The sequence below is a fragment of the Streptomyces sp. NPDC008313 genome (assembly GCF_042956125.1).
Classification (GTDB): domain Bacteria; phylum Actinomycetota; class Actinomycetes; order Streptomycetales; family Streptomycetaceae; genus Streptomyces.
On the sequence record NZ_JBIBFR010000029.1, the window covers coordinates 52659 to 73083 of the forward strand.

A 20425-nucleotide genomic window follows, 5' to 3' on the forward strand; every position below is an offset into this window, starting at 1 on the left:
CGGCCGCGGCTACTCCACCCTCTCCACCCGCACCGCGCACGCCTTGAACTCCGGCATCCGGGACGTCGGGTCCAGGGCGGGGTTGGTCAGGGTGTTGGCGCGGCCCTCGCCCGGCCAGTGGAAGGGCATGAAGACGGTGTCCGGGCGGATCGAGGCCGTCACCCGGGCCGGGGCCACCGCCCGGCCGCGCCGCGACACCACCGCCACCGCGTCGCCGTCCGCCGCGCCCAGCCGCTCGGCCAGCCGAGGGTGCATCTCGACGAAGGGGCCGGGCGCCGCCGCGTTCAGCTCGGCCACCCGCCGTGTCTGCGCCCCCGACTGGTACTGGGTTACGACCCGGCCGGTCGTCAGCAGCACCGGGTACTCGGCGTCGGGCTCCTCGGCGATCGGCCGATGCGAGACGGGGACGAAGCGGGCCCGGCCGTCCTGGGTGGCGAAGCGGTCGAGGAAGAGGCGGGGGGTGCCGGGGTGTGGCTCGACGGGGGACACCGGCAGCACACCGGGCGACCCCGTCGCGGGCTCCCCGGAGGCCACCGGCGCGGACATCCCGGAGGCCACCGGCGCGGGCGCCCCGGGAGCCACCGGCACCGGCGTCGGCTCGCCGGGCGACACCGTCGCGGGCCCCCCGCTGACGACCGGCACCGGCACCGGCGCCGCCTCCCCCGCCGGACACGGCCAGAACACCCCGTTCTCCTCCGCCAGCCGCCGGTAGGTGATCCCCGAGTAGTCCGCGTGGCCGCCCGCGCTCGCCCGGCGCAGCTCCTCGAAGACCTCCTCCGGGTCGGTCGGGAAGCCCTTCTCCACGCCCAGTCGGGCGGCGAGTTCGTGCAGGACGTACAGGTCGCTGCGTACCTCCTCCGGAGGCGTGACCGCCCGGCGGCGAAGCAGGACGCGGCCCTCCAGACTGGTCGTCGTGCCGCTCTCCTCCGCCCACTGGGTGACCGGCAGGACCACGTCGGCGAGCTGTGCCGTCTCGGAGAGGACGACGTCCGCGACCACCAGGAGGTCCAGGGACCGCAGCCGTTCCTCGATGTGCGCGGCCCTGGGCGCGGAGACCACCGGGTTGGAACCCATGACCAGCAGCGCCCGGACGTCCGTACCGAGCGCGTCGAGGAGTTCGTAGGCGCTGCGCCCGGGGCCCGGCAGCGAGTCCGGGTCGACGCCCCACACCTCGGCGACGTGGCGCCGCGCGGCCGGGTCGGTCAGCTTGCGGTAGCCGGGCAACTGGTCGGCCTTCTGGCCGTGTTCGCGCCCGCCCTGCCCGTTGCCCTGCCCGGTCAGGCAGCCGTATCCGGAGTACGGCCGCCCGGGCCGCCCCGTCGCGAGGCACAGGTTGATCCACGCGCCCACCGTGTCCGTCCCCTTGGCCTGCTGCTCGGGTCCGCGCGCGGTGAGCACCATCGCCGACTCCGGCTCGCAGAACATCCGCACCGCCTCGCGGAGTCGCGGCACGGACACCCCGGTGATCCGCTCCACGTACTCCGGCCAGTGCGCCATCGCCGCCGCGCGCGCGTCCTCCCAGCCGGCCGTACGGTCCTGGATGTACGCCTCGTCCGTGCGGCCCTCGGCCACGACGAGGTGGAGCAGGCCCAGCGCGAGCGCCAGGTCGGTGCCCGGCCTGGGGGCCAGGTGCAGATCCGCCTGCTCGGCCGTCCGGGTGCGGCGCGGGTCGATGACGATCAGTGTGCCGCCGTTCTCCTTCAGCTCGGTGACGAACCGCAGCGCGGGCGGCATCGTCTCCGCGAGGTTGGAGCCGACGAGGATCACGCAGCCGGTCCGGGGGATGTCCTCCAGCGGGAACGGGAGCCCCCGGTCCAGGCCGAACGCCCTGACTCCGGCGGCCGCCGCGGACGACATGCAGAACCGCCCGTTGTAGTCGATCTGCGAGGTGCCGAGCACGACCCGGGCGAACTTCCCCAGCGCGTACGCCTTCTCGTTCGTCAGGCCGCCCCCGCCGAACACCCCGCAGGCGTCCGGGCCGTGGTCCTCGCGGGCGCGGGTGAGGCCGTCGGCGATCCGGTCCAGCGCCTCCGGCCAGCCTGCCGGCTCCAGCACCCCGTCCGCCGACCTGACCAGCGGCGACGTCAGCCGGACGGCGGACGAGAGCAGGGCCGGAGCGGTGCGGCCCTTCCCGCACAGGGCACCCCGGTTCACCGGGAAGTCCGTGCGCTCCGTCAGCTCCACGCCTCCGCCGGGGGCGGGCGTGAGGTTCATCCCGCACTGAAGGGCGCAGTACGGGCAGTGCGTGGGCGTCGCGGCGGTCGCGGAGGTCGCGGGGAGCGCGGAGTTCTGCATGGCGTTCAGCGTGCGGCGGGCGTGTTTCGCGGTGGGGCGCACCTGGTTACGCGGCCGGGACGGGGACCTCCCGGCGGGGCGGGGGCGGCTGTGAGGGGCACGCGAGCACCGTCGCGCCTGCTCACCGGCGTGGGCGCCGTACGCGCCTGTCACCGGCGTGGGCACCGCACGGGCGCCTGCTCACCCACGCGGGCATCGCACGGATGCCGCGCACCGGCGTGCGCTACCGCTTCGTCGCCAGCGCCCGCGCCACCCCCGGCTCCTTCGGGCCGAGGAAGTGCGGGTCCGGTTCGAAGAGCGCGTCCAGCGCCGCCTTGCCCGCCGCGAAGATCTCGCGTGTGCCCCCGTAGTACCAGGTGACGTCGTGCTTGTCGTCGACGCCGATCCCGTACGACGCGACGCCCGCCGCCCGGCAGAGCGCGACGGCCCGGCGGATGTGGAAGCCCTGGCTGATCAGCACCGCCTCGTGGACGCCGAAGACCTTCCGGGCCCGGACGCAGGAGTCCCAGGTGTCGAAGCCCGCGTAGTCGCTGACGATCCGCCGGTCCGGCACCCCGTGCCTGACGAGGTACGCACGCATCGCGTCCGGCTCGTCGTACTCCTCGCGGCTGTTGTCCCCGGTGACCAGGACGACCTCGATGCGCCCGGCCCGGTACAGCCGGGCCGCCGCGTCCAGCCGGTGCGCGAGGTACGGCGACGGCTCGCCGTCCCAGAGGCCGGCGCCGAAGACGACGGCGACGTCCGTGTGGGGGAGGTCGTCGGTCGTACGGAGGTGGTCGCCGGTGGTGAGCCGCATCCAGGTCGCGGGGGCGAGCGCGAGGACGCAGGCCAGCATCAGGGCCTGGACGGTGCGGCGCCGGGCCTGGCGGGTGCGGGGGAGGTGGAGGCGCGGGGCGTGGAGGCGTGGGATGCGCGGCGGGCGCATGGGGGGTGGGTCCTCCGATCGGGTGGGGTGGCTGGGGTGGTGTTGACGGAGAGGTGGACGTGGGGGGTCGCGGGTTTGGTTCTCGCCCCCTCCGCCCCTTCCCGTCCCGTTGCCAGGGGCGGTGCCCCTGCGACCCACCCCCATGTGCGGGTGCGTGGGGGCTGGTCGCGCAGTTCCCCGCGCCCCTTTCGGGGCGCCCCTCCCTCACGCCCCTCCATGCCGGGATGTGAGGTGTGCGCAAACACCCGTGACAGGTGCGCAACGGGGTGGCAATCTCCTGGCGGCACGCTGGCGGGGTGAATGGGAACAGAGCCTCCGCCCCGCCCGGCCTCGTCCTCGTGGCGCACGGCAGCCGGGACCCCCGCGCGCTCGGCACCGTACGGGCCCTGAGGGACCGGGTGCGTGAGCTGCGCCCCGGGCTGCCCGTGCACCTCGGGCACATCGAGCTGAACGCGCCGCTGCTGCCCGACACGCTCGCCGGGCTCCGGGAGGGTCCGGAGGCGGGCGCCGTGCTGGTGCCGCTGCTGCTGAGCCGGGGGCACCATGTGAAGCGGGACATCCCCGACGCCGCGGCCGCCGCCGGGGTCCGTACCCGTGTCGCCGCCCCGCTCGGCCCGCACCCGCTGCTCGTCGAGACGCTGTACGCGCGGCTCGCCGAGGCGGGGTGGCGGGCGCCCGTGAGCGACGCGGAGCGCCGGGTGAGCGGGGTCGTCCTCGCCGCCGCCGGTTCCCGCGACCCCGAATCCGCCGTCGACACGCGGCACACCGCGCGGCTGCTCGCCGAACGCCTCGGCGTCCCCGTCGTCCCCGCGTACGCGTCCGCCGCCGCGCCCACGGTGCCCGGCGCCGTGCGCGCCCTCGCCGCCCGGGGCCGCCACCGGGTCGCCGTCGCCTCGTACTTCACCGCGCCGGGGCGCTTCGCCACCGAGTGCGCGGCGGCCGCCCCCTGGATCGCCGCCGCCCCGCTCGGCGCCCACCCCGCGATGGCCCGCCTCGTCCTGCACCGCTACGACCAGGCCGCCGCGCACCCCGGACACGCCCCGCGGCACGCCAGCGAACACGCCCCCGGACCGGTGCTCGCGGCGGCCTGAACGGAACCCTGTGCCCCGTTTGTCACCGCCTGCGTCTACTGTCGGGGGATGGAAGGCACCCCGTCCGCGCACACCGGATCCGCGTCCACGGCACCCGAGGCACCCAGGGCACCCGAGGGCCCGGTCAACGGCGCCCACGCGTCGCATGCCTCGCACGCCCCGTACGCGTCGTACGACGAGGCGGCCGTCGAGCGGTGGGCGCCCGAGCCGGACAAACGGCCGGGGCGGACCGCCTTCCAGCGGGACCGGGCGCGCGTGCTGCACTCCTCGGCGCTGCGCCGTCTCGCCGGCAAGACCCAGGTCGTCACCCCGGGCACCAGGAGCGTGGCCTGGGACGCCAGCCCCCGCACGCGGCTGACCCACTCCCTGGAGTGCGCCCAGGTCGGCCGGGAGCTGGGCGCCGCGCTCGGCTGCGACCCCGACCTCGTCGAGGCGGCCTGTCTCTCGCACGACCTCGGACACCCGCCCTTCGGGCACAACGGCGAACAGGCGCTGAACGAGTTCGCGGACGACTGCGGCGGCTTCGAGGGCAACGCGCAGTCCCTGCGGCTGCTGACCCGGATCGAGCCCAAGCGTTTCGTGCGGAGTGAGGAGAGCGGCGACCTGGTCAGCGTCGGCCTCAACCTCACCCGCGCCGCCCTCGACGCCGCCACCAAGTACCCCTGGCCGCGCGGCGCCCACCCCACCGATCCCGCGTCCCGCAAGTTCGGGGTGTACGAGGACGACCGGCCGGTGTTCGACTGGATCCGCGAGGGCGCCCCCGCCGGGCGTACGTGCTTCGAGGCGCAGGTCATGGACTGGGCGGACGACGTGGCCTACTCGGTGCACGACGTCGAGGACGGACTGCACGCCGGCCACATCGACCCGAACCTGCTGCACGCCGAACCCGAACGGCAGGCGGTCTTCGCGGTCGCCGTCGGCCGGTACGTGCCCGCGGACACCGACCCCGCCGAGCTGGCCGAGGCCCTCGACCGCCTGCTGGAGCAGGAGTGGTGGCCGCACGGCTACGACGGCTCGGCCGTCGCACAGGCCCGGCTGAAGGACGCCACGAGCCAGCTCATCGGCCGCTTCTGCCTGGCCGCCGAGGGAGCGACGCGCGCCGCGTACGGACACCGCGCGAAGAAGCCGGGCCCGGCGGGCGGCGGCCCCGCACGGCTCACCCGGTACGCGGCCGAGCTGGTCGTGCCGAGGCAGGCCCGACTGGAGTGCGCGGTCCTCAAAGCCGTCGCCGACCGGTACGTGATGCAGCGCGACGAGCAGGAGCGGCTCCGCGCCGACCAGCGGATCGTCGTCGCCGAGCTGGCCGAGGCCCTCACCGCCCGCGCCCCGCACGGGCTGGACCCGCAGTTCCGTGCCCTGTTCGACGAGGCGACCGACGACCGCGCCCGCAAGCGCGTGATCGTCGACCAGATCGCCTCGCTCACCGACGCCTCGGCCCGCTCCCTGCACGCGACCCTCACGGAGCGTCCGTGACAACCGCACGCACGGGGCCGCCCCAGCACGGACACTCACGGGGCGGACCGGGACGACGGGAGGGGCTCCCGGCACGGCCGACCGGTACGGCACGGGGACCCGGGGCGCACGCGTGCGGCGCATGTGCACGGGGAATGTGCCCCGGGGTGGCCTGATCGGGTCACCCCCTCTTCCCGCAGCACGCCACGTGCGGGACGCTCGCATGTGGCGACATCCTTACGAGGAGGCATCAAGTGGTCGACGCGGATCAGACGTTCGTCATCGTCGGAGGAGGTCTGGCCGGGGCGAAAGCGGCCGAGACGCTCCGCGCGGAGGGGTTCACCGGGCGGGTGATACTGATCTGTGACGAGCGCGACCACCCCTACGAGCGCCCGCCGCTCTCCAAGGGCTACCTGCTCGGCAAGGAGGAACGCGACAGCGTCTTCGTGCACGAGCCCGCCTGGTACGCGCAGAACGACGTCGAGCTGCACCTCGGCCAGACCGTCGACGCCATCGACAAGGACGCCAGGACGGTCCGCTTCGGCGACGACGGCACCGTCGTCCACTACGACAAGCTGCTGCTCGCGACCGGCTCCGAGCCGCGCAGGCTGGACATCCCGGGCACCGGCCTGGCCGGCGTCCACCACCTGCGCCGCCTCGCCCACTCCGAGCGGCTCAAGGGCGTCCTCGCCGCCCTCGGCCGGGACAACGGTCACCTCGTCATCGCGGGCGCCGGCTGGATCGGCCTGGAGGTCGCGGCGGCGGCCCGCGAGTACGGCGCCGAGGTCACCGTCGTCGAGCACGGGCCGAGCCCGCTGCACCGGGTCCTCGGCCCCGAGCTGGGGAACGTCTTCGCCGAACTGCACCGCGAGCACGGCGTCCGCTTCCGCTTCGGCGTCCGCCTCACCGAGATCGTCGGCCAGGACGGCATGGTCCTCGCCGCCCGCACCGACGACGGCGAGGAGCACCCCGCCCACGACGTGCTCGCCGCGATCGGCGCCGCCCCGCGCACCGCTCTCGCCGAGGCCGCGGGTCTCACCCTCACCGGCCGGGAGCACGGCGGCGGCATCGCGGTCGACCACCGGCTGCGCACCTCCGACCCGCACATCTACGCGGCCGGTGACGTCGCCTCCCTCCACCACCCGCTCGTCGGCACCCCGCTGCGCGTCGAGCACTGGGCCAACGCGCTCAACGGCGGCCCCGCCGCCGCCCGAGCCATGCTGGGACACGACGTCACCTACGACCGTGTGCCGTACTTCTTCTCCGACCAGTACGACGTCGGCATGGAGTACTCGGGCTGGGCACCGGCGGGCTCGTACGACGAGGTGGTGATCCGCGGCGACGCGGGCAAGCGCGAGTTCATCGCCTTCTGGCTGAAGGACGGCCGGGTGCTCGCCGGGATGAACGTGAACGTGTGGGACGTCACAGAGCCGATCCAGGCCCTCATCCGGTCCCGGAACCGGGTGGACGCCGAGAAACTGGCCGACCCGCGCGTCCCGCTGGAGAGCCTCACGGAGTGACGACGGCATCCGCTGTCACACCGCCCACGTAGAATCCATGCGTGGCCGGAAGGATCAACGACGACGACGTGAAGGCGGTTCGGGACGCGGTTCCGATCGACGCCGTCGTCTCGGAGTACCTCCAGCTGCGCAACGCGGGCGGCGGCAACCTGAAGGGGCTCTGCCCGTTCCACGACGAGAAGTCGCCGTCCTTCCAGGTCAGCCCGAGCAAGGGGCTCTTCCACTGCTTCGGCTGCCAGGAGGGCGGCGACACCATCACGTTCGTGATGAAGGTCGACCACCTCACCTTCTCGGAGGCCGTCGAGCGCCTGGCCGGCCAGGCGGGCATCACCCTGCGCTACGAGGAGGGCGGCTACAACCCCTCCCACCAGCGCGGCGAGCGGATCCGTCTGGTCGAGGCGCACAAGATCGCCGCCCAGTTCTACACGGAGCAGCTCGGCAGCAGCCCCGAGGCCGACACCGGGCGCGCCTTCCTCGCGGAGCGCGGCTTCGACCAGGCCGCCGCGGCGCACTTCGGCGTCGGCTACAGCCCGCAGGGCTGGGACCACCTCACCCGGCACCTGCGCGGCAAGGGGTTCAGCGACAAGGAGCTGGTCCTCTCGGGTCTCGCCCAGGAGGGCCGCCGCGGGCCCATCGACCGGTTCCGGGGCCGGCTGATGTGGCCGATCCGCGACATCGGCGGGGACGTCGTCGGCTTCGGCGCACGCAGACTGTACGAAGCGGACAACGGCCCGAAGTACCTCAACACCCCCGACACGGCGATCTACCGCAAGTCCCAGGTGCTCTACGGCATCGATCTCGCCAAGAAGGACATCGCCAAGGCCAGCCGGGCCGTCGTCGTCGAGGGGTACACCGACGTCATGGCCTGCCACCTGGCCGGCGTCACCACCGCCATCGCCACCTGCGGCACGGCCTTCGGCGGCGACCACATCAAGATCCTCCGCCGGCTGCTGATGGACAACGGCTCCGCGCGCGTCATCTTCACCTTCGACGGCGACGCGGCCGGCCAGAAGGCCGCGCTGCGCGCCTTCGAGGACGACCAGAAGTTCGCCGCCGAGACGTACATCGCCATCGCCCCAGACGGCATGGACCCCTGCGAGCTGCGCATCGCCAAGGGCGACGACGCCGTCGCCGACCTCGTCCAGCCCCGCACGCCCCTCTTCGAGTTCGCGCTGCGCCAGATCGTCCTGCGCTACGACCTGGAGACCCCCGCGGGCCGCGCCGCCGCGCTCGACGAGGCCGCCCCGGTCGTCGCCCGCATCAAGAACAGCGGGGCCCAGCACGAGGTCGCCGTGCAGCTCGCCGGGATGCTCGGCATCCTCGACACCCAGTTCGTGGTCAAGCGGGTCGCCCAGCTCGCCCGCTGGGCCCGCGACCGCGGCGGCAAGGGCCCCGCGCCCGAGGGCCGCCGCCCCCAGCCGTCGTACGAAGGGCACGCCGCGCGTCCCCAGGCAGGCGGCCCGGCGCTGACCCTGCGCAACCCGGTGTTCGCCACCGAGCGCGAGCTGCTCAAGCTCGCCCTCCAGCGCCCGGAGCTGGTCTCCCCGGCCTTCGACGCCTACGGGGCCGACGAGTTCACCGCCCCGCCGTACGCGGCCGTACGCCAGGCGATCATGGAGGCGGGCGGCGCCGAATCGGGCGTCAAGGAGCCTCAGGAGTATCTGATCCGGGTCCGCGAGGCCGCCCCCGACGACGCGGTCCGCGCCATGGTCACCGAGCTGGCCGTCGAGGCGATCCTGCGCAGGACCGTCGACGAGAACTACGCGGGCGACCAGCTCGTCATGGTCCGCCGCCGCGCCGTCGACCGCCGCATCCGCGACGTCCAGGGTTCCCTCGCCCGGCTCGGCGCGCACGGGGACCCGGCCGAACTGGCCGCCGTGCAGAACGAGTTGTGGGTGCTCCAGCAGTACGGCCAGTCCCTGCGCGAGCGGGGCGCCGAGGCGCTCTGAGGGCGCGCGCACGGCGCGGGATTCCCGGTTTCGCGGGTTTCGGAGCCCCAGGAGCGCACACTCGTCCCCGCAGTGACCGCGCGGTCACGGACCGGACGCAAAAAGTCACCGCACGACCCTCGTGGCGGTGATGAGTCGTACTCCACACTGGGTGGCGGTGCCTGAGTCCTCGGAGCGCGGCCGACCCGCACGCGACGGGTCCCCTTCCCCGCGATTCCGCTCAACGTGTACGGACGGACAGCGGCAAGGCCGCCGGCTCCGCCCCCGAAGTACCGCTGCCGCACGCCCCAGCAGCGATCATCCTGGAGGTCGCCCCCGTGCAGACCCAGACCCTCACCCCCACCGACACCGGCACGGACACGGAGACGGACACGGAGACCGGCGCAGGACCGGCGGTCCCCCCGCGAAGCCGTGCCGCGCACCACCCCGAGAGCGACACCGCGCCGGATCCGCGGGGCGCGCCCCGGCCGGACCCGGACCTCACGCCCGGCCCGGAGGAGCCGCCCGCAGCCCCCGGTCTCACCGAGCCGCCCGCCGCCGTCGAGCTCACCGAGACGCCCGAGCACGTCGAGCCGCCGCCCAGCGGCCGCGCCGCCGACACCGGCGGGCCCTCCTCCGACCTCTTCCGCCAGTACCTGCGGGAGATCGGCCGCATCCCGCTGCTCACCGCCGCCGAGGAGGTCGAGCTCGCCCGCCGGGTGGAGGCGGGCCTCTTCGCCGAGGAGAAGCTGAGCGGCGCCCGCGACCTGGACAGCCGGCTCGCCCTCGACCTCGACACGCTGGTCGTCCGGGGCCGGATGGCGAAGCGCCGGCTCATCGAGGCGAACCTGCGGCTGGTCGTGTCCGTCGCCAAGCGGTACGTGGGACGCGGGCTGACCATGCTCGACCTGGTCCAGGAGGGCAACCTCGGTCTCATCCGTGCCGTGGAGAAGTTCGACTACGCCCGCGGGTACAAGTTCTCGACGTACGCCACCTGGTGGATCCGCCAGGCCATGTCCCGTGCCCTCGCCGACCAGGCCCGCACCATCCGGGTCCCCGTCCACGTGGTCGAGCTCATCAACCGGGTCGTCCGCGTGCAGCGCCGCATGCTGCAGGAGCGCGGGTACGAGCCGACGCCCGAGGAGGTCGCCCGGCACCTCGATCTGACCGGCGAGCGGGTCAGCGAGGTGCTGCGGCTGGCCCAGGAACCGGTGTCGCTGCACGCGCCCGTCGGTGAGGAGGACGACGTGGCCCTCGGCGACCTCATCGAGGACGGGGACGCGGCGTCGCCGGTGGAGTCGGCGGCGTTCCTGCTGCTGCGGGAGCACCTGGAGGCGGTGCTGTCGACGCTGGGGGAGCGGGAGCGGAAGGTGGTGCAGCTGCGGTACGGGCTGATGGACGGGCGGCCGCGGACGCTGGAGGAGATCGGGCGGATCTTCGGGGTCACGCGGGAGCGGATACGGCAGATCGAGTCGAAGACGCTGAACAAGCTGCGGGACCATGCGTTCGCGGATCAGCTGCGGGGCTATCTGGACTAGGTGTTCGCCCCCTCCGCCCCTTCCCGTCCCGTTCCAGGGGCGCTGCCCCGGACCCCGCTCCTCAATCGCCGGAGGGGCTGAATGTGCCCCTCCGGCGTTCGTGGTGTGCTGCTCAGTCGACCTCCGCCACCGCCTGGGCGAACTGGGCCTGGTAGAGGCGGGCGTACGCGCCCTCCGCCGCGAGCAGGTCGGAGTGGGTGCCCTGTTCGACGATGGAGCCGTTCTCCATCACCAGGATGGTGTCCGCGTCGCGGATGGTGGAGAGCCGGTGCGCGATCACGAACGACGTCCGCCCGTGCGCGAGCTTCGCCATCGCCTTCTGGATCAGCACCTCGGTGCGGGTGTCCACGGAGCTCGTCGCCTCGTCGAGCACGAGGATCACCGGGTCGGACAGGAACGCCCGCGCGATGGTGATCAGCTGCTTCTCACCCGCGCTGACCCCCGTCCCCTCGTCGTCGATGACCGTGTCGTACCCGTCGGGCAGCGTCCGTACGAACCGGTCCGCGTGGGCCGCCCGCGCCGCCTCCTCGATCTCCGCCCGGGTGACGTCCCGCGACGCCCCGTACGCGATGTTCTCCGCGATCGTGCCGCCGAACAGCCAGGTGTCCTGGAGCACCATCCCGATGTGGGAGCGCAGGTCGTCCCGGGACATCTTGGCGACGTCGAGCCCGTCGAGGGTGATCCGGCCGCCGGTGACCTCGTAGAACCGCATGAGGAGATTGACCAGCGTCGTCTTGCCGGCGCCCGTCGGTCCGACGATCGCGACCGTGTGACCGGGCTCGACCTTCAGCGACAGGCCCTCGATCAGCGGCTTCTCCGGGTCGTAGCGGAAGGACACGTTCTCCAGGGCGACCCGCCCGCGCGGCTCCTCGGGCTTCTGTGCCGCCACCGGGTCGGCGTCCTGCTCGTCCGCGTCGAGGAGCTCGAAGATCCGCTCGGCGGAGGCCACCCCGGACTGCACGAGGTTCGCCATCGACGCGATCTGCGTCAGCGGCATCGAGAACTGCCGGGAGTACTGGATGAACGCCTGCACGTCACCGATGGACAGCGAGCCCGACGCGACCCGCAGACCGCCGACCACGGCGACCAGCACGTAGTTCAGGTTGGACACGAACATCATCAGCGGCTGCATGATCCCGCTGTTGAACTGCGCCTTGAACCCGGCCTCGTACAGCGCGTCGTTCTCCTCGGCGAACTGCTTCGCCGACTCGTCCTGCCGCCCGAACACCTTCACCAGGTTGTGCCCGGTGTACATCTCCTCGATGTGGGCGTTGAGCTTGCCGGTGGTGCGCCACTGCTGCACGAAGTGCGGCTGCGACCGCTTGCCCACGCGCTTGGCGACGACGAACGACAGCGGCACCGTGACCAGCGCGACGAGCGCCAGCAGCGGCGAGACCCACACCATCATCGCCAGGACGCCGATGACGGTCAGCAGGGAGTTGACGAGCTGGCCCATCGACTGCTGGAGCGTCTGACCGATGTTGTCGATGTCGTTGGTCGCCCGGCTGAGGACTTCGCCGCGCTGGCGCTTGTCGAAGTACGACAGGGGCAGCCGCGACAGCTTCGCCTGGACGTCCTCACGCATCCGGTAGACCGTCATGTTGATCGCCCGGTTCGACAGCCGGGTGGACACGGCCATCAGCAGGCCGGCCACCAGGAACGTGCCGAGCGCGAGCAGCAGGACGTTCCCCACGGCGCCGAAGTCGATGCCCTTGCCCGGAGTGAAGTCCGTGCCGGAGAGCATGTCGGCGACGCCGCCGTCACCGCGCTCGCGCATCGAGTGGAGGACCTGCTCCTTGGTCGCCCCGGCGGGCATCTCCCGTCCGACGATCCCGGCGAAGACGAGGTCCGTCGCCCGGCCGAGGATCTTCGGTCCGAGCACGGACAGCGCCACGCTCAGCACACCGCAGGACAGCATCGCGATCATGGTGCCGCGTTCCGGCCTGAACTGTGCCAGGAGCCGCTTTCCGGACCCCTTGAAGTCCATCGAGTGCTGGTCGGGGCCGCCCCCGGCCATCATCCGACCCATGGGCCCGGCCATCAGGCGGCCTCCGCTTCCGTCAGCTGGGAGAGCACGATCTCCCGGTAGGTCTCGTTGTCCGCCATGAGTTCGTGGTGGCGGCCCGTTCCCACCACCCGGCCCTCGTCGAGGACGATGATCCGGTCGGCGTCGCGGATGGTCGACACGCGCTGCGCGACGATCACCACCGTGGCGTCGGCCGTCTCCCGGGCGAGCGCCGCGCGCAGCGCCGCGTCCGTGGCGTAGTCGAGCGCCGAGAACGAGTCGTCGAAGAGGTAGATCTCCGGGCGCTGCACCAGGGTCCGGGCGATGGAGATCCGCTGGCGCTGGCCGCCGGAGACGTTGGTGCCGCCCTGCGCGATGGGCGAGTCGAGCCCGTTCTCCAGCGCCTCGACGAACTCCTTGGCCTGCGCCACCTCCAGCGCGTGCCACAGTTCCTCGTCGGTGGCGTCCGGGTTGCCGTACCGGAGGTTGGTGGCCACCGTGCCCGAGAACAGGTACGGCTTCTGCGGGACCAGGCTCACCGTCTTCGCCAGCAGCCGGGGCTCCAGCGTGCGGACGTCCACGCCGTCGACGAGCACCTCTCCCTCGGTGGCGTCGAACAGGCGGGGGACCAGCCCGAGCAGCGTCGACTTGCCGCTGCCGGTCGACCCGATCACGGCCGTCACCTCGCCCGGCCTGGCCACCACGTCGATGGACCGCAGCACCGGTTCCTCGGCGCCGGGGTAGTGGAATCCGGCTCCGCGGATCTCCAGGTGTCCGTGCCGTCGCAGTTCGAGGACCGGGGCGGTCGGCGGGACGACGCTGGAGGAGGTGCCCAGCACCTCCTCGATGCGCTCGGCGCACACCTCGGCGCGCGGCACCATGATGAACATGAACGTGGCCATCATCACGGACATCACGATCTGCATCAGATAGGCGAGGAACGCGGTGAGGTCACCGATCTGCATCCCGCCGCTGTCGATGCGGTGCGCGCCGAACCAGACGACGGCGATCGACGACAGGTTCACGACGGTCATGACCATCGGGAACATCAGGGCCATCAGCCGCCCGGTGCCGAGCGACACCTCGGTCAGCTCGGTGTTCGCCCCCCGGAAGCGGTCCTTCTCGTAGTCGTCGCGGACGAAGGCGCGGATCACCCGGTTGCCGGTGATCTGCTCGCGCAGCACCCGGTTCACCTTGTCGAGCCGCACCTGCATCTTCCTGAACAGCGGCCGCATCCGCCGCACGATCAGGGTCACGCAGATGCCGAGCACCGGGACGACGGCGAGCAGCACCCCGGAGAGCGGCACGTCCAGGCCGAGCGCCATGACGATGCCGCCGACGCACATGATCGGCGCCGACACCATCAGGGTGAACGACATCAGCGTGAGCATCTGCACCTGCTGCACGTCGTTCGTGGTGCGGGTGATCAGCGAGGGTGCTCCGAAGTGGCCGACCTCACGCGCGGAGAACGACTGGACGCGGTCGAAGACGCCGGCCCGGATGTCCCGGCCGACGGCGGACGCGGTGCGCGCGCCGAAGTAGACCGCCCCGATGTTGCAGACGACCTGGGTCAGCGAGATCCCGATCATCAGGGCGCCGAAGGACAGGATGTAGCCCGTGTCCCCCTTCACGACACCGTTGTCGATGATGTCGGCGTTCAGCGTGGGCAGATAGAGGCTGGCGCAGGTCTGCAGGAACTGCAGCAGCACCAGCAGCGCGATGGGTTTCTTGTACGGACTGAGGTAGGTCCGCAGGAGTCGTATGAGCACACTGGGTCTTTCGGCGTCGGCGGCGGAGGCGATTCGTTGCCCGTGGCCCCTATCGTCGGACACTTCCCCCGTGTTACTTCAACCGATTAACCCAAGAGCGGTCCAAGGCAGGACCATCTTTCGGCCGCGGGACGTAGGCCGTTCGGATGAGGCCCGCAGCGCCGGCCCGCCCGGCCGCCCGCTATGACCGGAACGCCCCGGGGTGGGTCTGCTCGCGCACCGACACGTACTGCTGCCGCACCGCCTGGCCGACGGCCAGCTCCTCGCCCGGCTCCAGCACCTGCCCCGCCGGCCCGCCCCACACCGGGGGAAGCCGCGGATCGAGGGTGCCCTGCGACGCCCCGAGCGCCCACGCGGCCTGCCGTGCCGCGCCGAGCGCCGCGTAGTCCGCCGGCTGCGGCACCACGACCTGCGCACCGAACAGCGCGGGTGCCGCGGCCTGCACGGCGGGCAGCTCGGCGGCGGCCCCGAGCAGGAAGACCCGCCGTACGTCGACACCCCGCCCGCGCAGCACGTCCAGCGCGTCGGCCAGCCCGCACAGCATCCCCTCGAACGCGGCCCGCGCCAGATGCTCCGGCCGCATCGACTCCCGCCGCAGCCCCGCCAGCGTCCCCGCCGTGTGCGGCAGGTTCGGCGTCCGCTCGCCCTCCAGATACGGCAGCAGGACCAGCCCGTGGGCGCCGGGCGTCGACTTCATCGCCAGCTCCGACAGCGACTCCAGGTCGGGCACGCCGAGCAGCTCGGCGGCGCCGCGCAGCGCCCGTACGGCGTTGAGGGTGCTCACCACCGGCAGATGCATGCCGGTCGCGTCGGCCAGTGAGGTGATCATCCCCGTCGAGTCGACGAGCGCCTCGGGGTGGACGGCCATCACGGACCCGGACGCCCCCAGCGACACCACGGCGTCGCCGAGCCCGATGCCGAGCCCGAAGGCCGCCGCCATCGTCTCGCCGGTGCCCGCCGAGATCAGCAGCCCCTCGGGCGTGGTGCCCGCCGCCTCCGACGGACCGAGCACCTCGGGCAGCAGCACCTGGTGGCCGAGCGCCAGCTCGACCAGATCCGGCCGGTACGCGCCCGTCGCCGGCGACCAGTACCCCGTACCGGACGCCCCGCCGCGGTCGGTGGTCCTGCGCGCCGGCCTTCCCAGCAGCTGCCAGACGAGCCAGTCGTGCGCCTGGAGCAGTACCGCGGTCCGCGCGGCGGCCTCCGGCTCCGTCCTGCTCAGCCAGCGCAGCTTGGTCACCGGCTGCGCGGCCTGCGGCACACAGCCCACCGCCTGCGCCCACGCCTCGCGTCCGCCGAGCGCGTCGATCAGATCGGCGGCCGCGACCTGCGCCCGCCGGTCGCCGCCCACCAGCGCGGGCCGTACGGTGCCGCCCTGCGCGTCGAGCGGGACCAGCCCGTTCTGCTGCGCGGAGACGCCGATGGCCTGCACCCCCTCGAGCAGCCCGCCGCCGGCCGCCTCGCCGAGGGAGAGCAGCCACGCCTGCGGATCCACGTCGGAGGGGCGGCCACCGCCTTCGGCACCCTCCACGGGGTGTGGCGCGTAACCCTGCCTCAGCACGGTGCCCGTATCGGTGTCACAGACCACGATGCGAGTGAAATCCGGCGAACTGTCCAACCCGGCGACTATCCCCATGTGGTGATTCTGCCGTACCGGAGGAGGTGTCCGTACCGGTCGGCACGTCACGCCGAGACACGCCCGGACCGGCGGGGCCGCCGGGACACGCCGACGCCCGGGGACCGCTGTCGGCGGTCCCCGGGCGCGGGTGTGTTCCGGGTTGTCCGGGCCTGGGCCGGGGGCTAGGTGTTGGTGGTGCCCCAGTCGTCCGCCGCCGCGCCGTCGCGCTCCCGCAGGGAACGCACCCGGCCCGCGACCGACGCGGGAACACGGTCGCCCATCTTGTCACTCACGGCGTGGTACGCCTTGCCCGCGTACTCCCGGCCCTGGTGGGCCGCGGTCTCCGCGGTGTTGCGCACCGCCGGGTTCTCGGTGACCTGGTGGTAGTAACTCTTGATCTGCTCGTAGCGTTCGCGCCCGGCGCGAGTGCCGAGCACGTAACCCAGAGCCAGTCCGGCGACGAATGTGAGCCGGTAGCGCATGACGGCCACCTTTCCTTGCGGTAGGTCCTGGTCTCGCATCGGCACGGGGAGTACCGATTGGCGGAGCACCCCCCTGCTTGCGCTAATGTATGTGTCGCAGCGAGCGCGCGCCTTCTGGCAAGTACCCAGGCAGGTGCGTTCGATGCAACGAGGCATTCCTCCGTAGCTCAATTGGCAGAGCAGCCGGCTGTTAACCGGCAGGTTACTGGTTCGAGTCCAGTCGGGGGAGCTCGGTCCTCCGTAGCTCAATTGGCAGAGCAGCCGGCTGTTAACCGGCAGGTTACTGGTTCGAGTCCAGTCGGGGGAGCACACAGAAGAGGACCCCTTCAGGGGTCCTTTTTCATGTCCGGTGGAACCGCTCCGGGCGCCCCGCTGTCCTCATGGTCATGCGGTGCCGATCATCCGGAGCAGGAGATCGTATGAGCGGCTATGCTGCGGCAGACGGCGCGCACACGTGTACGCGACGCGCCGTAACGGGGCGGTAGCTCAGCCGGTTAGAGCAGCGGACTCATAATCCGTCGGCCGTGGGTTCGAGTCCCACCCGCCCCACCACGCGCTACGCGTGAAGAGTCGATCCGACCGATCACGGCCCCGGACCGGCTGCGCCTCGGCCGGTCCACGGCAGCCGGTTCCGGGTCCCCCGCCCAGGTGTCCCGAAGAGGACCCGCGAGGCGGTGCTCCGCCCCCTCCGCGCCCCTCCTCTGCTCGTGGCGATGTTGATTGCCCCTTTCCGGGGGCGTGAGGCGCTCTGGCGTGGGCATGACTGAGGCAAGGGCGGGTGCCAGGGCGTGGCGGCACGGACGCTGCTCGTACCGGTCATCGAGGAGGGCGCCATGAACCGCCAGATCCGCATCCGGCCCAGCCGTCGGCCCAGCATCCCGCGCGACACGACGATCGACCGGCGCACTCCGTCCGGGCGGATCCTGCCCTACTGAGCCGCGCGGCCCCCGCCGCCGTATGCCACAGCCCCGCCCCGCCGACTCCACGGCGGGACGGGGCCGGTCGTGCCGGGTCCGTTCAGCCCGCCAGCGGGTCCAGGACCAGCGGCTCGATCGTGCCCTCGATCATCGCGCCCAGGCCCAGCACCGCGCAGACGTCGGGCCGTTCGGCGATGTGCACCGGCATCCCCGTCGCCTCCCGCAGCATCTGGTCGAGGCCGGGCAGCAGGGCGCTGCCGCCGACCATCATGATCCCCCGGTCGGCGAGGTCGGCCACCAGATCCGGCGGGCATGACCTCAGCACCTTGCCGATGCCGTCGAGCACGGAGGTCAGCGGGGTCTGGATGGCGTTCCGTACGGCGGCGGTGTCGACCCGCACGGAACGCGCGCGGCCCGTGGCGACGTCGCGCCCGTGGATCTCGGTGGAGACGGGGCCGTACGGGGTGAGGCCGTTGCCGTAGAGGGCGATCTGCAGGGGGCGCACGGACTGGCCGGGCAGCATCAGCTCGTGCTGGTGGCGCAGGTGCTGCACGATCGCGTGGTCCACGGCCTCGCCGCCGACCGGGATGCGCTCGGCGGTGACGATGGAGCCGAGGGAGAGGACGGCGACCTGGGTGGCGGCGGCCCCGCACACCATGATCATGGTGGCCTCGGGGCGTTCCACCGGCAGTCCGCAGCCGACGGCGGCGGCGATCAGGGTGTCGACCAGCTCCACCCTCCGGGACCCGAGGCCCAGCATCGTCTCGATCGCCGCGCGCCGCGCCAGCGGGTCCGCGTCGTGCGGCACGCAGACGGCGGCCCGCAGCCGCGGCTTGCGGCGCAGGGTGCGGCGCAGCTTCTCGCCGATCAGATGACGCAGCATGCGCTGGGCGATCTCGATGTCGACGACCGTGCCGCCGGAGACCGGACGCACCACGCGGATGTAGTCGGGAGTACGGCCCGTCATCTTCTCGGCGAACTCGCCGACGGCGATGAGCGAGCCGGTCCTGGTGTTGACGGCGGCGGCGCTCGGCTGGTCGACCACCAGCCCGGACCCCCGTACGTAGACCCGGGTTCGCGCGGCCCCCAGGTCGACGGCGAAATGGCAGCGGCGCAACTGCTCCAGCCGGACGGTCATCGGGACTCTCCTTTGTGGATACCCCCGGCTTCAGCCGGGGGAGGGAACGAAGCTCCTGTGGAGCAGGGCAGGGAAGGCCGGTTCGCCGCCGGGGCGGACCGGCGTGAACCCCCAACTGCCTCCCCTCCGTCACAAGTTGATGCCGTAGTATGTGAACCGTGACCTTCCATGTGAAGCGGGCTTTCAAGTACCGCTTCTGTCCGACCGATGCGCAGGCAGCCGAGCTGTCGCGCACGTTCGGGTGTGTGCGGAAGGTCTACAACCTGGCTCTCGCGGCGCGCACGGAAGCGTGGACGCGGCAGGAGCGGGTGAACTACAACCAGACGTCGGCGATGCTGACCGTCTGGAAGAAGACCGATGACCTCGCCTACCTGAACGACGTCTCTTCCGTTCCGCTGCAGCAGGCCCTGCGGCACCTCCAGGCGGCGTTCACCCACTTCTTCGGCAAGCGGGCCCAATACCCGCGCTTCAAGTCGCGGAAGAAGTCGCGGAAGTCGGCGGAGTACACCTCCAGCGCGTTCCGGTTCCGGGACGGGAAGCTGACCCTGGCGAAGATGGCGGAGCCACTGGACATCGTGTGGTCCCGTCCGCTGCCGGAGGGCGCGGTACCGTCCACGGTGACTGTGTCCCAGGACGCGGCCGGACGCTGGTACGTGTCCATGCTGGTCGAGGACGCGACGGTTCAGCCGCTGCCCGCCGTCGGTACGGCCGTCGGTGTGGACGTCGGCCTCGACCACCTCCTGACGCTGTCGACCGGAGAGAAGATCTCCAACCCCCGGCATGAGCGCCGTGACCGGGCACGCCTGGCCAAGGCGCAGCGGGAGCTGTCCCGCAAGGCGAAAGGCTCGGCGAACCGGGCCAAGGCCCGCCGGAAGGTTGCCAGGGTGTACGCCCGGATCGCTGACCGGCGCCGGGACAACCTGCACAAGCTGACCACTCGGCTCGTTCGTGAGAACCAAACGATCGTGATCGAGGACCTCACCGTCCGGAACATGGTGAGGAACGGCAAGCTGGCCCGCGCCATCAGTGACGCGGCGTGGGCCGATTTCCGGAGCATGCTGGAGTACAAGGCCCAGTGGTACGGGCGCGAAGTGATCGCGGTCGACCGCTGGTTCCCCTCCTCCAAGTTGTGCTCCGTCTGCGGCGCCTTGCGGGACAGGATGCCGCTGAACGTCCGCATCTGGACGTGCGGCTGCGGGACGACCCACGACCGGGACGTGAACGCGGCGAAGAACCTTTTGGCCGCCGGGCTGGCGGTGTCTGTCTGTGGAGCTGGTGTAAGACCTCAACGGAGTTCTCCGGGCGGGCAGCCGGTGATGAAGCAGAAACCCCCACGGCGCGAGCCGTAGGAATCCCCTCCCTTCAGGGAGGGGAGGATGTCAAGGCAGTTCCTCCCGAGAGCGCGCGCGGACCGTACGGACCGGCCTGGCGGCGGTCCTCCTAGGCATCGTGCGGCCCCGCGCGCGAGGCCGCCTGCTGAGGGGGACCGACCGGGGCGCCGCCGCACGGGTGAACTTTCCGGGCCCGTCCGACGGGCGGCGGCACCGGGGAGGCGCCGTCCCGGCCGCGCGTACCGGACGCCGGCCGCGCGTGCCCGTGGCACGGACGGATCACCCCGGCTTGCGCTCCCGCCGGCCCTCGGCCCCGGCCGGCGGGCCGGGGCACGGGCGGCTCCCTGGCGGGTTGCCGCCGGGGCGGCAATCCGCCACGTCCCGTCAACTCCCCTGCCACACAAGGCGCCTGACAC

At 72.5% G+C, this 20425-nt stretch carries 13 protein-coding genes, 3 tRNA genes and 1 pseudogene; 10 read left to right on the forward strand and 7 right to left on the reverse strand.

The genetic code is table 11. The features are described from left to right. Window positions 1-9: 9 nt before the first annotated feature. Window positions 10-2295: a molybdopterin-dependent oxidoreductase gene (locus ACFY93_RS30195; protein WP_391364876.1), complete on the reverse strand. Its 2286-nt coding sequence runs from the start codon at window positions 2293-2295 to the stop codon at window positions 10-12. Window positions 2296-2518: 223 nt separating this feature from the next. After that, entirely contained in the window at window positions 2519-3220 is a 702-nt protein-coding gene (locus tag ACFY93_RS30200) for an ElyC/SanA/YdcF family protein (RefSeq protein WP_391364878.1), read from the reverse strand. A 266-nt stretch (window positions 3221-3486) separates the two neighbouring features. Here ACFY93_RS30200 and ACFY93_RS30205 point away from each other — a divergent pair, with 266 nt between their 5' ends. The 5 genes and pseudogenes from ACFY93_RS30205 (at window position 3487) to ACFY93_RS30225 (ending at window position 10749) form a co-directional block, all read left to right on the forward strand. Beyond that, complete coding sequence (locus ACFY93_RS30205) at window positions 3487-4311, forward strand: CbiX/SirB N-terminal domain-containing protein (RefSeq protein WP_391364879.1); 825 nt, start codon at window positions 3487-3489, stop codon at window positions 4309-4311. 48 nt (window positions 4312-4359) lie between these two features. Beyond that, complete coding sequence (locus ACFY93_RS30210; RefSeq protein ID WP_391364881.1) at window positions 4360-5784, forward strand: deoxyguanosinetriphosphate triphosphohydrolase; 1425 nt, start codon at window positions 4360-4362, stop codon at window positions 5782-5784. A gap of 233 nt (window positions 5785-6017) precedes the next feature. Next, the gene (locus ACFY93_RS30215) at window positions 6018-7283 is read left to right on the forward strand and encodes an FAD-dependent oxidoreductase (RefSeq protein ID WP_391364883.1); all 1266 of its coding nucleotides are present in this window, start codon (window positions 6018-6020) and stop codon (window positions 7281-7283) included. Window positions 7284-7324: 41 nt separating this feature from the next. Then, window positions 7325-9232, forward strand: coding sequence for a DNA primase (gene dnaG / locus ACFY93_RS30220; RefSeq protein ID WP_391364885.1), 1908 nt, complete (start codon window positions 7325-7327; stop codon window positions 9230-9232). Between the two features lie 157 nt (window positions 9233-9389). Then, window positions 9390-10749 (forward strand): annotated as a pseudogene (locus tag ACFY93_RS30225) (RNA polymerase sigma factor). A 112-nt stretch (window positions 10750-10861) separates the two neighbouring features. On the opposite strand, the gene ACFY93_RS30230 reads toward ACFY93_RS30225, so the two are convergent. The 4 genes from ACFY93_RS30230 to ACFY93_RS30245 form a co-directional block, all read right to left on the reverse strand. After that, window positions 10862-12790: an ABC transporter transmembrane domain-containing protein gene (locus ACFY93_RS30230; protein WP_391364887.1), complete on the reverse strand. Its 1929-nt coding sequence runs from the start codon at window positions 12788-12790 to the stop codon at window positions 10862-10864. Beyond that, on the reverse strand, window positions 12790-14523 hold the full coding sequence (locus ACFY93_RS30235; protein ID WP_391364889.1) for an ABC transporter transmembrane domain-containing protein: 1734 nt from the start codon (window positions 14521-14523) through the stop codon (window positions 12790-12792). The genes ACFY93_RS30230 and ACFY93_RS30235 overlap by 1 nt, the downstream gene beginning before the upstream one ends. A gap of 181 nt (window positions 14524-14704) precedes the next feature. Next, on the reverse strand, window positions 14705-16159 hold the full coding sequence (locus ACFY93_RS30240; RefSeq protein WP_391364890.1) for an FGGY family carbohydrate kinase: 1455 nt from the start codon (window positions 16157-16159) through the stop codon (window positions 14705-14707). Between the two features lie 164 nt (window positions 16160-16323). Then, window positions 16324-16623 (reverse strand): YtxH domain-containing protein, encoded by a 300-nt coding sequence (locus tag ACFY93_RS30245; RefSeq protein ID WP_391364892.1) that lies wholly within the window; start codon window positions 16621-16623, stop codon window positions 16324-16326. A gap of 156 nt (window positions 16624-16779) precedes the next feature. Here ACFY93_RS30245 and ACFY93_RS30250 point away from each other — a divergent pair. From ACFY93_RS30250 to ACFY93_RS30265, 4 genes are all read left to right on the forward strand, one after another. Then, a tRNA-Asn gene (locus ACFY93_RS30250) sits at window positions 16780-16852 on the forward strand. Window positions 16853-16857: 5 nt separating this feature from the next. Continuing rightward, window positions 16858-16930: transfer RNA gene (locus ACFY93_RS30255), tRNA-Asn, on the forward strand. A 168-nt stretch (window positions 16931-17098) separates the two neighbouring features. Continuing rightward, a tRNA-Ile gene (locus tag ACFY93_RS30260) sits at window positions 17099-17175 on the forward strand. A gap of 236 nt (window positions 17176-17411) precedes the next feature. Beyond that, window positions 17412-17558 carry a hypothetical protein gene (locus tag ACFY93_RS30265; RefSeq protein ID WP_391364894.1) on the forward strand — a complete coding sequence of 49 codons (147 nt, stop codon included), beginning with the start codon at window positions 17412-17414 and terminating at the stop codon, window positions 17556-17558. 82 nt (window positions 17559-17640) lie between these two features. Here ACFY93_RS30265 and ACFY93_RS30270 read toward each other — a convergent pair whose 3' ends face one another. Continuing rightward, the gene (locus tag ACFY93_RS30270) at window positions 17641-18678 is read right to left on the reverse strand and encodes a rod shape-determining protein (RefSeq protein ID WP_391364896.1); all 1038 of its coding nucleotides are present in this window, start codon (window positions 18676-18678) and stop codon (window positions 17641-17643) included. A 158-nt stretch (window positions 18679-18836) separates the two neighbouring features. Between ACFY93_RS30270 and ACFY93_RS30275 the strand changes: the two genes are divergently transcribed. Then, window positions 18837-20027, forward strand: coding sequence for an RNA-guided endonuclease TnpB family protein (locus ACFY93_RS30275; RefSeq protein WP_391364898.1), 1191 nt, complete (start codon window positions 18837-18839; stop codon window positions 20025-20027). The last annotated feature ends 398 nt before the right edge of the window (window positions 20028-20425 follow it).

What these genes read in the sequence shown, in the direction of transcription:
- ACFY93_RS30195 (WP_391364876.1), bottom strand. Translation starts at nt 2,295, where the DNA reads ATGCAGAACTCCGCGCTCCCCGCGACCTCCGCGACCGCCGCGACGCCC.
- ACFY93_RS30240 (WP_391364890.1), bottom strand. Translation starts at nt 16,159, where the DNA reads ATGGGGATAGTCGCCGGGTTGGACAGTTCGCCGGATTTCACTCGCATC.
- ACFY93_RS30270 (WP_391364896.1), bottom strand. Translation starts at nt 18,678, where the DNA reads ATGACCGTCCGGCTGGAGCAGTTGCGCCGCTGCCATTTCGCCGTCGAC.
- ACFY93_RS30230 (WP_391364887.1), bottom strand. Translation starts at nt 12,790, where the DNA reads ATGGCCGGGCCCATGGGTCGGATGATGGCCGGGGGCGGCCCCGACCAG.
- ACFY93_RS30210 (WP_391364881.1), top strand. Translation starts at nt 4,360, where the DNA reads ATGGAAGGCACCCCGTCCGCGCACACCGGATCCGCGTCCACGGCACCC.
- ACFY93_RS30200 (WP_391364878.1), bottom strand. Translation starts at nt 3,220, where the DNA reads ATGCGCCCGCCGCGCATCCCACGCCTCCACGCCCCGCGCCTCCACCTC.
- ACFY93_RS30245 (WP_391364892.1), bottom strand. Translation starts at nt 16,623, where the DNA reads ATGCGCTACCGGCTCACATTCGTCGCCGGACTGGCTCTGGGTTACGTG.